The organism is Pseudomonas sp. HTZ2, assembly GCF_033173945.1.
GTDB lineage: Bacteria > Pseudomonadota > Gammaproteobacteria > Pseudomonadales > Pseudomonadaceae > Aquipseudomonas > Aquipseudomonas guariconensis.
This window is the reverse complement of the sequence record NZ_CP137332.1, coordinates 2,969,870-2,982,696: the sequence shown is the minus strand read 5'-3', so window position 1 is coordinate 2,982,696 and position 12,827 is coordinate 2,969,870. Positions and strand designations below refer to the sequence as shown.

The 12,827-nt window shown below is 62.3% G+C and carries 11 protein-coding genes; all 11 read right to left on the bottom strand.

Annotated elements, in window-relative coordinates:
* Positions 1-2: 2 nt before the first annotated feature.
* Positions 3-743: a flagellar motor protein gene (locus tag R6G97_RS13820; protein ID WP_043212813.1), complete on the bottom strand. Its 741-nt coding sequence runs from the start codon at positions 741-743 to the stop codon at positions 3-5.
* A complete protein-coding gene (locus R6G97_RS13815) occupies positions 743-1,864 on the bottom strand; it encodes a protein-glutamate methylesterase/protein-glutamine glutaminase (RefSeq protein ID WP_090345499.1) in 1,122 nt (373 codons plus the stop codon). Before R6G97_RS13815 ends, R6G97_RS13820 begins: the two co-directional genes overlap by 1 nt.
* A 45-nt stretch (positions 1,865-1,909) precedes the next feature.
* Positions 1,910-4,132, bottom strand: a complete 2,223-nt coding sequence (locus R6G97_RS13810) for a chemotaxis protein CheA (protein ID WP_317847106.1) — start codon at positions 4,130-4,132, stop codon at positions 1,910-1,912.
* A 12-nt stretch (positions 4,133-4,144) separates the two neighbouring features.
* Positions 4,145-4,933, bottom strand: coding sequence for a protein phosphatase CheZ (locus tag R6G97_RS13805; RefSeq protein WP_043212807.1), 789 nt, complete (start codon positions 4,931-4,933; stop codon positions 4,145-4,147).
* An 18-nt stretch (positions 4,934-4,951) separates the two neighbouring features.
* The gene (locus R6G97_RS13800; RefSeq protein ID WP_011534888.1) at positions 4,952-5,326 is read right to left on the bottom strand and encodes a chemotaxis response regulator CheY; all 375 of its coding nucleotides are present in this window, start codon (positions 5,324-5,326) and stop codon (positions 4,952-4,954) included.
* A 104-nt stretch (positions 5,327-5,430) separates the two neighbouring features.
* Positions 5,431-6,171: an RNA polymerase sigma factor FliA gene (gene fliA, locus R6G97_RS13795; protein ID WP_043212803.1), complete on the bottom strand. Its 741-nt coding sequence runs from the start codon at positions 6,169-6,171 to the stop codon at positions 5,431-5,433.
* Positions 6,168-7,001 (bottom strand): flagellar synthesis regulator FleN, encoded by an 834-nt coding sequence (gene fleN, locus R6G97_RS13790; RefSeq protein WP_043212801.1) that lies wholly within the window; start codon positions 6,999-7,001, stop codon positions 6,168-6,170. Before fleN ends, fliA begins: the two co-directional genes overlap by 4 nt.
* 88 nt (positions 7,002-7,089) lie before the next feature.
* The gene (gene flhF / locus R6G97_RS13785) at positions 7,090-8,403 is read right to left on the bottom strand and encodes a flagellar biosynthesis protein FlhF (protein ID WP_043212799.1); all 1,314 of its coding nucleotides are present in this window, start codon (positions 8,401-8,403) and stop codon (positions 7,090-7,092) included.
* 11 nt (positions 8,404-8,414) lie between these two features.
* Complete coding sequence (flhA, locus tag R6G97_RS13780) at positions 8,415-10,544, bottom strand: flagellar biosynthesis protein FlhA (protein WP_043212797.1); 2,130 nt, start codon at positions 10,542-10,544, stop codon at positions 8,415-8,417.
* 355 nt (positions 10,545-10,899) lie between these two features.
* A complete protein-coding gene (gene flhB, locus R6G97_RS13775; protein ID WP_090345495.1) occupies positions 10,900-12,042 on the bottom strand; it encodes a flagellar biosynthesis protein FlhB in 1,143 nt (380 codons plus the stop codon).
* A 2-nt stretch (positions 12,043-12,044) separates the two neighbouring features.
* Positions 12,045-12,821, bottom strand: a complete 777-nt coding sequence (gene fliR / locus R6G97_RS13770) for a flagellar biosynthetic protein FliR (protein ID WP_090345493.1) — start codon at positions 12,819-12,821, stop codon at positions 12,045-12,047.
* Positions 12,822-12,827 lie beyond the last annotated feature (6 nt).

The window sequence follows — 12,827 nt, the reverse complement described above, 5'->3', positions numbered from 1 at the left end:
GCTTACTCCATGAAGCCTTGCAGCTTCAGCTCGATCGAGCGTGGGTTCTCCCCTTCTGCGATCGACAGCAGGCCTTCGAGCAGCATTTCGCGGTAGCGCGACTGGCGCAGCGCGATGGCCTTGAGCTTGTTGGCGATCGGCAGCAGGATCAGGTTGGCGCTGGCCACGCCGTAGATGGTGGCGACGAAAGCCACCGCAATGCCATTGCCCAGCTGAGATGGGTCGGCCAGATTGCCCATCACATGGATCAAGCCCATGACCGCGCCGATGATGCCGATGGTCGGCGCATAGCCGCCCATGCTCTCGAACACCTTGGCCGCTTGGATGTCGCGACTCTCCTGGGTCAGGAAGTCGACCTCGAGGATGCTGCGGATCGACTCGGGCTCCGCGCCGTCCACCAGCAGTTGCAGGCCCTTGCGCGCATACGGGTCGGGTTCGGCGTCCGCCACCCCTTCAAGACCCAGCAGGCCTTCCTTGCGCGCGGTCAGGCTCCAGTTGACGACCCGATCGATACCGCCGGGCAGGTCAACGCGCGGCGGGAAGAAAATCCAGCGCAGGATCTGCAATGCCCGCTTGAAGGCCGACAGCGGCGACTGCAGCAGCGCCGCCGCCAGGGTACCGCCCAGCACGATCAACGCCGCCGGGCCGTTGAGCAAGGCACCGACATGGCCGCCTTCCAGGAAGTTGCCGCCGACGATGGCGACGAACGCGAGGATCAGGCCAATCAGGCTCAGGACATCCATCAGACGCACGCCTCGACCAGATGCTTGCCGATCTCGTCCAGGCTGTAAACCGCATCGGCCAGGTTGGCCTTGACGATGGCCATCGGCATGCCATAGATCACGCAGCTGGCCTCATCCTGGGCCCAGACGGTGCTGCCGCCCTGCTTGAGCAGGCGGGCCCCTTCGCGACCGTCAGCGCCCATGCCGGTGAGAACCACAGACAGGACCTTGTCTCCATAGGACTTGGCCGCCGAGCCGAACGTGATATCCACGCAGGGCTTGTAGTTCAGGCGCTCATCGCCCGGCAGGATCTTCACCGCGCCACGGCCGTCGATCATCATCTGCTTGCCGCCAGGGGCCAGCAGGGCCAACCCCGGGCGCAGCATGTCGCCATCCTCGGCTTCCTTGACACTGATCTTGCACAGTTTGTCCAGGCGCTCGGCAAAGGCCTTGGTGAAGGCCGCCGGCATGTGCTGGATCAGCACGATCGGCGCCGGGAAGCTGGCCGGCAGTTGCGTCAGCACCCGCTGCAGCGCCACCGGGCCGCCGGTGGACGTGCCAATGGCGACCAACTTGTAGGGCTTGCGCTTGGGTGCTGGCGAATGGCTGCTGGACGCCGGACGGGCCACAGACGCAGCCGGGGTCGAAACGCGAGCCGTCGAAGGGCTTGCGAAGCTGCTGGTCGGTGCATGGCTGGCAGGCGCAGGCGCCGGGCTTGCCGTCGCGAAACCGCCGAACCGGCGGTTGCTGCGCGAAATGGTGTGGACCTTCTCGCACAGCAACTGCCGGACTTTGTCCGGGTTGCGCGAGATGTCCTCGAAGTTCTTCGGCAGGTAGTCCACCGCGCCGGCATCCAGGGCGTCGAGGGTGACCCGGGCGCCTTCGTGGGTCAGCGAGGAGAACATCAATACCGGCGTCGGGCAGCGCTGCATGATGTGCCGCACTGCCGTGATGCCATCCATCATGGGCATTTCATAGTCCATGGTGATGACATCCGGCTTGAGGGCGATTGCCTGGTCGATCGCTTCCTTGCCATTTGTCGCGGTACCCACGACCTGGATAGTCGGGTCGGCCGAGAGAATTTCCGAGACGCGGCGGCGGAAGAAACCGGAATCATCCACCACCAGGACCTTGACTGCCATAAACACTCCATTAGGCGGCGCAACCGCCAAGGTGCGCCACCGAAATCAAATTCGCCGGGCGGCGTAACGCTTGAGCATGCTCGGCACATCGAGGATCAACGCGATGCGACCGTCGCCGGTGATGGTCGCGCCGGACATGCCCGGGGTGCCCTGGAGCATCTTGCCCAGCGGCTTGATCACCACCTCTTCCTGGCCCACCAGCTGATCGACCACGAAGCCGATACGCTGGGTGCCGACCGACAGGATCACTACATGGCCTTCGCGCTGCTCCTCATGCACCTGGTCCTGGACCAGCCACCGCTTGAGATAGAACAGTGGCAGCGCCTTGTCGCGCACGATCACCACTTCCTGGCCGTCGACCACGTTGGTGCGCGACAGGTCCAGGTGGAAGATCTCGTTGACGTTGACCAGCGGGAAGGCGAACGCCTGGTTGCCCAACATCACCATCAAGGTCGGCATGATCGCCAGCGTCAAGGGCACCTTGATGACGATTTTCGAACCCTGGCCCTTGGCCGAGAAGATGTTGATCGAGCCGTTGAGCTGGGAGATCTTGGTCTTGACCACGTCCATGCCCACACCGCGACCGGACACGTCGGAGATCTCGGTCTTGGTGGAGAAGCCCGGCGCGAAGATCAGGTTGTAGCAATCGGATTCGCTCAGGCGATCGGCGGCATCCTTGTCCATCAGGCCCTTTTCGACAGCCTTGGCCCGCAGGATGTTAGGGTCCATGCCCTTGCCGTCGTCGGAGATCGACAGCAGGATGTGGTCGCCTTCCTGCTCGGCCGACAGCACCACGTGGCCGGTCCGTGCCTTGCCGGCGCCTTCGCGCTCCTCGGGCATTTCGATGCCATGGTCGACGGCGTTGCGTACCAAGTGCACCAGCGGGTCGGCCAAGGCCTCGACCAGGTTCTTGTCCAGGTCGGTGTCCTCACCGACCAGCTCCAAGTTGATTTCCTTCTTGAGCTGGCGGGCCAAGTCGCGAACCAGCCGTGGGAAGCGGCCGAAGACCTTCTTGATGGGCTGCATGCGGGTCTTCATGACCGCGGTCTGCAGGTCGGCGGTGACCACGTCGAGGTTGGACACAGCCTTGGACATGGCCTCATCGCCGCTGTTCAGGCCCAGGCGTACCAGACGGTTACGCACCAGCACCAGTTCGCCGACCATGTTCATGATCTCGTCCAGGCGCGCGGTGTCGACCCGCACAGTGGTTTCCGCTTCGCTGGCCGTAGGCTTTTCGGCGGCTGGGGCTGCTGCGCGGGCCGGCGCGGCCGGTTTGGCAGCCGCAGGCTTGGCCACCGGCGCCCGTTCAGGCTTGGCGACAGGCTTGCTGTCGGCCTTGGCCACGGCAGAGGCCGCCACGGCCTCAGGCGCAGCCACGGCCGCGTCACTGGAGAACTTGCCTTTGCCGTGTAGCTGATCCAGCAAAGCTTCGAATTCGTGCTCGGTGATGTCACCACTTTGGGCGCCCGCCTCGACCGAAGCAGGTGCCTGGGCCGTGGCGCCGGGCAGTGCATCGGCGGCGAAGGTGCCCTTGCCGTGCAACTGATCGAGCAACGCTTCGAATTCATCGTCGGTGATTTCATCGCTGCTCGGCGCCGCGACGCTGTCAGCCGACACAGGCGCAGGCGTCTGGGCAGAAAACTGGCCTTTGCCGTGCAACTGATCGAGCAGCGACTCGAACTCGGCATCGGTGATCTCGTCGCTGTCGCTTCCCGCGACCTCACCCTGCAGCTGTTCGGTAGCCTCGGCCTGGGCCTTCACCGCATCGAGCGAGTCGAGCAGTTGTTCGAACTCGCTATCGGTGATGTCGGGCTCGACCGCAGGCTCGGCTTCGGCGACGGCTGGAGCCTGGGCCGCAGGCGCTGGGGCCTCGGTACCGGCCGGCTCGGCCAGACGCGACAGTGCGGCCAGCAACTCCGGCGTGGCCGGGGTAATGTCGCTGCGCTCGCGCACCTGGCCAAACATGCTGTTGACCGTATCCAGTGCCTCGAGCACCACATCCATCAATTCCGCATCGACCCGGCGCTCACCTTTGCGCAGGATGTCGAACACGTTCTCGGCGATATGGCAGCACTCCACCAGCTCATTGAGCTGAAGGAAGCCGGCGCCCCCTTTTACAGTGTGAAAACCGCGGAAGATCGCATTGAGCAGGTCCGCATCTTCCGGTCGGCTTTCCAGCTCGACCAATTGCTCGGACAGTTGCTCGAGGATTTCGCCGGCCTCTACCAGGAAATCCTGGAGGATTTCTTCATCGGCGCCGAAGCTCATTGAACGTGCTCCCTAAAAACCCAGGCTGGACAGCAAATCGTCGACGTCGTCCTGACCGGACACGACATCTTCACGCTTATCGGCATGAATCTGCGGACCTTCACCCCGAGTCGGATGTTTTTCTTGATCTTTTTCAGCACGCAGCTGCTGGTGGTCATGTTCGATACCGGCAAAACGGTCGACCTGGCTGGCCATCAGCACGAGCTTGAGCAGATTGCTTTCGACTTCGGTGACCAGCGCGGTCACCCGTTTGATCACCTGGCCGGTGAGGTCTTGGTAGTCCTGGGCCAGGAGAATGTCGTTGAGATGGCCAGCGACCTTGCGGTTCCCCTCGGCGCTTTGCGTCAGGAAACTGTCGACGCGCTTGACCAGATCACGAAACTCCGGCGCTGCGACTTCACGGCGCATGAAGCGCTGCCAGTCGGTGCTCAGATTCTGGGCCTCGGCCTGCAGGTCGTTGAGCAGCGGCGTGCTCGCTTCCACCAGGTCCATGGTGCGGTTGGCCGCGCCTTCGGTGAGCTTGACCACGTAGGACAAGCGCTCGGTGGCGTCGGTGATCTGCGACACTTCCTCGGCCTGCGGCATGCGCGGGTCGATCTGGAAGCTGACGATCGCACTGTGCAGCTCGCGGGTGAGCTTGCCGACTTCCTGGTACAGGCCGCGGTCGCGGGTCTGGTTCAGCTGGTGGATCAGCTGCACCGCCTCGCCGAACCGGCCGTGCTCGAGGCTCTCGACCAGTTCCTGGGCGTGTTTCTTCAGGGTCGACTCGAACTCCCCCAACGATGTGTTCATTTGCTCCATGGCGCCCCCTGACGTGACTCAGCCGTTGACGCGTTCGAAGATCTTTTCGATCTTCTCCTTGAGCACCTGGGCGGTGAAGGGCTTGACCACATAGCCGTTGACCCCGGCCTGGGCCGCTTCGATGATCTGGTCGCGCTTGGCTTCAGCGGTCACCATCAACACCGGCATACCCTTGAGGCGGTCATGGGCACGGACCTTGCGCAGCAGGTCGATGCCGGACATGCCAGGCATGTTCCAGTCGGTCACGAGAAAGTCATAGTGGCCGTTTTCCAGCATCGGCAACGCCGTGGTGCCGTCGTCGGCCTCCTCGGTGTTGGTGAAGCCCAGGTCACGCAACAGGTTCTTGATGATCCGCCGCATCGTCGAAAAGTCGTCAACGATGAGGATTTTCATGTCTTTGTTCAATTAGACCTCCAAGCAGTCTTAAACGCGCCCGGCCCCCGGACGCGCATTCAATCAATTCGGTACAACATCCAACGACGGTGGCGAACCCTGGCTCAACGTGCCCGCCATTCCCCGAGACGGCTGCGCAGGCGCGCGGCGCACTGGCTGTGCAACTGGCTGACACGCGACTCGCTGACCCCAAGCACCTCACCGATTTCCTTGAGGTTCAGCTCTTCGTCGTAGTACAGCGCCAGCACCAGACGCTCACGCTCCGGCAGGTTGGCGATGGCTTCGGTCAGCGCGGCCTGGAAGCGCTCGTCTTCCAGGTCCCGCGAAGGTTCCAGCTGGCCACTGGCGCCATCCTCGTGCAGCCCTTCGTGCTCGCCGTCCTGCAGGAGGTCGTCGAAGCTGAACAGGCGACTGCCCAGGGTGTCGTTCAGAATCCCGTAATAATCATCGAGACTCAATTGGAGTTCGGCAGCAACTTCATGATCTTTAGCGTCGCGACCGGTTCTGGCCTCCACGGCGCGTATCGCGTCGCTGACCATGCGGGTGTTGCGGTGTACCGAACGCGGCGCCCAATCCCCCTTGCGTACCTCATCGAGCATGGCCCCACGAATGCGGATGCCGGCGTAGGTTTCGAAGCTCGCGCCCTTGCTGGCATCGTATTTGTTGGCCACTTCCAGCAAGCCGATCATGCCCGCCTGGATCAGGTCCTCGACCTGTACGTTGGCCGGCAGGCGCGCCAGCAAGTGATAGGCAATGCGCTTGACCAGAGGGGCATAACGTTCGACCAGTTCGTACTGGGCATCACGCGCCGCCCGGCTGTACATCTTGAAACCGCTCGCATTCATAGTACCGGTCCTGCGCTGGTAGGCTGCACCAGACGCTCGACGAAAAACTCCAGGTGCCCGCGCGGGTTGGCAGGCAGCGGCCAGCTGTCGACCTTCTGCGCGATGGCCTTGAAGGCCAGCGCACACTTGGATCGAGGGAAGGCCTCATAGACCGCCCGCTGCTTCTGCACCGCCTTGCGTACACATTCGTCGTAAGGCACGGCACCGACGTATTGTAAGGCGACGTCCAGGAAGCGATCCGTGACCTTGGTCAACTTGGCAAACAGGTTGCGCCCTTCCTGCGGGCTCTGCGCCATGTTGGCCAGGACCCGGAAGCGGTTCATGCCGTAATCGCGGTTGAGCAGCTTGATCAAGGCGTAGGCATCGGTGATCGAGGTCGGCTCGTCGCAGACCACCAACAGCACCTCCTGCGCGGCGCGCACGAAGCTCACCACCGAGTCCCCGATTCCCGCGGCGGTATCGATCACCAGCACATCGAGGTTGTCGCCGATCTCGCTGAACGCCTGGATCAGCCCGGCATGCTGGGCTGGCGCCAGGTGCACCATGTTCTGGGTGCCGGAGGCGGCCGGCACGATGCGCACACCGCCTGGCCCCTGCAACAGCACATCGCGCAGCTCGCAGCGCCCTTCGATGACATCGGCCAGGGTGCGCTTGGGCGACAGCCCCAGCAGGACGTCGACGTTGGCCAGGCCCAGGTCGGCATCCAGCAACATGACCCGGCGGCCGAGCTCGGCCAGCGCCAGGGACAGGTTCACTGAAACGTTGGTCTTGCCCACGCCACCTTTACCGCCGGTCACGGCGATCACCTGTACGGGATGCATGCTACCCATGTTTGTTCTTTACCTTGTCTCGGGGCCCAGGCCACATCAGGAGCTGAACACGACGCTCAGGATGCAGGTACTTTGCGCTGTCCATTCGTCAACCCGCACGCTTGCCTGGGTTGTGGTAGAGATCAGCGAACATGTCGGCCATCGCCTCTTCGCTGGGCTCGTCCTGCATCTGCACACTGACCGCACGGCTGACCAACTGATGTTTGCGCGGCAGTTGCAGGTCGTCAGGAATGCGCGGTCCATCGGTCAGATAGGCCACGGGCAATTCGTGACTGATGGCAAGGCTCAGCACTTCGCCGAGGCTGGCCGTTTCATCAAGCTTGGTCAGGATGCAGCCGGCCAGGCCACAGCGCTTGTAGCTGTGGTAGGCGGCGGTCAGCACCTGCTTCTGGCTGGTGGTGGCCAGGACCAGGTAGTTCTTGGCGGCGATGCCGCGTCCGGCCAGGCTCTCCAGTTGCAGCCGCAGGGCCGGGTCGCTGGCCTGCAGGCCTGCGGTGTCGATCAGCACCACGCGCTTGCGCAACAGCGGATCGAGCGCCTGGGCCAAGGACTGGCCCGGGTCGACATAGGTCACCGGCACATTGAGGATGCGCCCCAATGTCTTGAGCTGCTCTTGGGCGCCAATGCGGAAGCTGTCCATGCTCACCAGCGCCAGATGCTGGGCGCCGTATTTGAGCACGTAGCGCGCCGCCAGCTTTGCCAACGTGGTGGTCTTGCCCATACCAGCCGGACCGACCATGGCGATCACACCGCCCTCTTCGATCGGCTCGATCTCGGGGACCTGGATCATCCGTGCCAGGTGGGCCAAGATCATGCGCCAGGCGTGGCGCGGGTCTTCGATCTCGCCAGCAAGCTCGAGTGCTTCGCGAGCGATCGGGCCCGACAGGCCGATACGCTGCAAGCGACGCCAAAGGTTGGCCTGCTGCGGCTTGTTGCCCTGCAGCTGGCTCCAGGCCAGGGATCCGAGCTGGACTTCGAGCAATTCGCGCAGGCCCGACAGCTCCGAGCGCATGGCATCGAACAGACGCGGATCGACCGGTGCCGGCGCTGGAGCCGCAACCTGCGCCGGCGCGTCAACCTGTGGCTCGACCAGTGGCTCGGAGGCGGTCAACGACAATCCGGCGAACAATTGGCGATTGCCGATCTCGTCGCTTTCGTTGCGTGTGCTCAGTTCGGCCTGGGCGGTGGCGATGCGCGTCTGGGTTTTGCGCAGCTCGTCCTCGAGTTCGATGTTCGGCACGCGTGGGGCCAGGGCGGACAGCTTGTAGTCCAGCGCGGCCGTCAACTCGACACCGCCGGCGATGCGCCGGTTGCCGATGATGGCGGCGTCGGAGCCAAGCTCATCCCGGACCAGCTTCATGGCCTGACGCATATCGGCGGCGAAAAAACGCTTAACTTGCATAACCCACTACCTCAGCCGTTGGGGCCCACGGTGGCAACGATGGTGACTTGCTTGTTGTCAGGTATTTCCTGATACGCCAGAACATGCAAATTCGGTACAGCCAGGCGACCGAAGCGCGACAGCATGGCGCGGATCGGGCCGGCGACCAGAAGAATGGCCGGCAGGCCTTGCATCTCCTGGCGCTGGGCCGCTTCGATCAGCGAACGCTGCAGCTTCTCGGCCATGCTCGGCTCCAGGAGAACACCGTCTTCCTGGCCTTGCCCGGCCCTTTGCAGACTATTGAGCAAAATCTGTTCCAACCTTGGCTCAAGGGTGATCACAGGCAGCTCGGACTCAACGCCGACAATGCTTTGCACGATGGCGCGACACAATCCGACGCGCACTGCCGCCACCAGCGCGGCGGTATCTTGACTCTTGCCAGCATTGTTGGCGATTGCCTCGGCGATACTGCGGATGTCCCGCACCGGCACCTGCTCGGCCAACAATGCCTGCAGGACCTTGAGCAAGCCTGACAACGAAATGACACCCGGTACCAGCTCCTCGGCAAGTTTAGGCGAACCTTTGGCCAATACTTGCAACAGTTGCTGGACCTCTTCATGGCCGATCAGTTCATGGCAATGTTTCTGCAGGATCTGGTTGAGGTGGGTGGCCACCACCGTGCTGGCATCGACCACGGTGTAGCCCAGCGACTGGGCCTGGGCACGCTGCCCGACATCGATCCACACCGCCTCAAGACCAAACGCCGGGTCGCGCGCAGCGATACCGTTGAGCGTGCCGAAGACCTGGCCCGGGTTGATGGCCAGCTCCCGGTCCGGATAGATCTCCGCCTCAGCCAGGATCACCCCCATCAAGGTGAGGCGATAGGCGCTCGGCTGCAGGTCCAGGTTGTCGCGAATATGCACAGTGGGCATGAGAAAGCCCAGGTCCTGGGACAGCTTCTTGCGCACCCCCTTGATCCGCGCCAACAGCTGGCCACCCTGGTTGCGGTCCACCAGCGGAATCAGGCGATAACCGACCTCAAGGCCGATCATGTCGATTGGCGTCACATCGTCCCAACCCAGCTCCTTGGTTTCCAAGGCACGCTGGGGCGATGGCAGCAGGTCCTGCTGGCGCTGCGCTTCTTCCTGGGCCTTGAGCTTGGCCTGTTGCTGACGACGCCAGACCAGGTAGGCACCGCCCCCGGCCGCCGCGCCAAGCCCCAGGAAGGCGATATGCGGCATGCCCGGAACCAAGCCCATGACGATCATCAGCGCCGCCGAAACAGCCAACGCTTTGGGCGAGTCGAACATCTGCCGATTGATCAGCTTGCCCATGTCCTCGGAACTGGAGGCTCGGGTCACCATGATCGCGGCGGCGGTGGACAGCAGCAGCGAGGGCAACTGCGCCACCAAACCGTCACCGATGGTCAGCAAGGCGTAGACCTTGCCCGCCTCGCCGGCCGACATGCCATGCTGCAGGATACCGATGAGCATGCCGCCGATAAGGTTGATGAACAGGATCAGCAGCCCGGCGATGGCGTCGCCGCGAACGAACTTGCTGGCACCGTCCATGGAGCCATAGAACTCGGCTTCCTGGGCGACTTCGGCGCGTCGGGCCTTGGCCTGAGCCTGGTCGATCAGGCCCGCATTGAGGTCGGCGTCGATCGCCATCTGCTTGCCAGGCATCGCGTCAAGGGTGAAACGTGCGCTCACCTCGGAAATGCGCCCGGCGCCCTTGGTGACCACGACGAAGTTGATGATCATGAGGATGGCGAACACCACCGCACCGACCACGTAGTTGCCGCCGATCACCACCTCGCCGAAGGCCTGGATCACCTTGCCCGCAGCACCGTGGCCTTCCTGGCCGTGGAGCATGACCACACGCGTCGAGGCCACGTTCAGGGCAAGACGCAGCAAGGTTGCCACGAGCAGGATGGTGGGAAACGCAGCGAAGTCCAGCGGGCGCAGGGCGTATACGCAGACCAGCAGGACGACGATCGACAGGGCGATGTTGAAGGTGAAGAAAACGTCGAGCAGGAACGGTGGAATCGGCAACATCATCATTGCCATCATCACCAGCAGCAACAGCGGCACGCCCAGGTTGCCCCGGCCGAGACCAGCCAGGTTGTTTCGGGCGCTGTTGATTAACTGAGTGCGATCCACCGCAAATCCTCTTCAAGCAAAACTTTGACGCCTGAATGGGCGTTTGGCGCTGCCTTTGCAAGAAGCCTTCCAACTTTTGAGTTGGGCCTTTTTTGGGGGAGTTTTCTGGATCGTGTGTGTATCCAGTTTTCTGGGGGTGGCGCTTTTCGCCTGCTCCGGCCCTTTCGCGGGTAAACCCGCGAATAGGCCCAACAGCTCACCGCCACGAGCGGGGCGAATGCTGAGGCGCAGCGGCTTTGGTTACTTTGACCAAGACCAAGTGACCCGCCGTAAGGGCGCAAAGGTGAATCAGCGTCGACACATCAAACGGATATGCCCACAAGCCCCAACACCAACCAATGCAACCTAAAGCAACTCACCGATCACGCCGCAAATCCGGCGGAATCGGCAAATCAGGCTTCAAAGGCTCCGGCGCCTTGCCCTTCCCCGCCCGGTATTGCCGGATCTGGAACACATAAGCCAGCACCTGCGCCACCGCCAGGTACAACCCCGCCGGAATCTCCTGCTCAAGCTCGGTGGAGTAGTAGATCGCCCGCGCCAACGCCGGCGACTCAAGGATCTGCACCTGGTGCTCAACCCCGATCTCGCGGATCTTCAACGCGATGAAGTCCGTCCCCTTGGCCAGCAGCAAAGGCGCCACACCACCCGACTCCGGGTCGTACTTGAGCGCCACGGCATAGTGCGTGGGGTTGGTGATGATCACATCGGCATCGGGCACCGCCGCCATCATGCGCCGCTGCGAGGCTTCGCGCTGCAACTGACGGATCCGTTGCTTGACCTCAGGCTTGCCTTCCGAATCCTTGTATTCGTCCTTCACTTCCTGCTTGGTCATCTTCAACTTGTTATGCGCCTGCCAAATTTGGAACGGCACATCCACCACCGCGATCAACAACAACCCGGCAGCCATCCACAATGCACTCCACCCGACCACCTGGACGCTATGGATGATGGCTTGATCAAGCGGCTCATTGGCGATCGCCAACAACGCCTCACGATCATTGGACAACACCGCCAGTGCCACCAGCAGGATCACGAAGAATTTGGCAAGGGCCTTGAGCAGCTCAGTCAGCGCATTGAGGGAGAACATACGTTTGATACCCGACAACGGGTTCATGCGACTGAACTTCGGCTGCAACAAACTTCCAGAGAACAGAAAACCGCCCAGAGCGATCGGCGCGATGAAGGAAATCACGAACAGCAGGATCAACACTGGCTGCACCGCCCAGATCGCCATCTTGCCCGAGGCCAGGAGCAACCCTCCCATGGCGCTTTCGTCCACCACCATCTCCCGGGTGAGACTAAAACTCAAACGCATCAGATCCATGAGCGTTTCCGCCAGAAACCCACCGAATGCCAACAAACTGCCCGCACCGGCAAGGGTCACCGCTACCGTGTTGAGTTCCTTGGAACGGGCCACCTCGCCCTTTTCACGCGCATCGCGCCGGCGTTTGTCGGTGGGCTCTTCTGTCTTGTCCTGACCGCTTTCGCTCTCTGCCATGCTCAGCGCGCCCTTGCCAGCTCACGCAGCCATTGCAGCGCCTCGCTGGCCAACAATTGATAATGGGAAAGCATGTCGGCCAAGGCGATCCAAAAGATGACCATGCCCAATACCAAGGTCAGCGGAAAGCCAATGGAGAAGATGTTCAGTTGGGGCGCCGCGCGTGACATTACGCCAAAAGCGATATTGATGACCAACAGCGCGGTAATCGCCGGCAACACCAACAGCAAGGCGGCGCCCAGCACCCAACTCAACCGTCCGGCCATCTCCCAGAAATGATTGACTACCAACGCACTGCCCACCGGCAAGGTAGTAAAGCTCTCGGTCAGCACTTCGAACACCACCAAGTGTCCGTTCATCACCAGGAACAACACGCTGACCAACATTGTCATGAATTGGCTGACGACCGCCACGTTGACACCATTGGCAGGATCAACCATAGAGGCAAATGCCATACCCATCTGCACAGCGATGATCTGCCCCGCTACCACGAATGCCTGAAAGAGCATTTGCAGGGCAAGCCCGAACACTGCACCGACGATGATCTGTTCCCCACACAGCAACATGCCACGCAAGCTCAACGGGTCGAATTCTGGCAATGGCGGCAATCCCGGCACGATAACAACCGTGATAGCCAAGGCAGCGTAGAGGCGGATGCGCGCGGGCAGCATCCGTGTGCCAAAAATCGGCATGGTCATCAGAACCGCCGTCACTCTGAACAACGGCAGGATGAACGTGGCGACCCAAGTGCCAATCTGACTGTCGGTCAGCTCCAGCATGGCCGC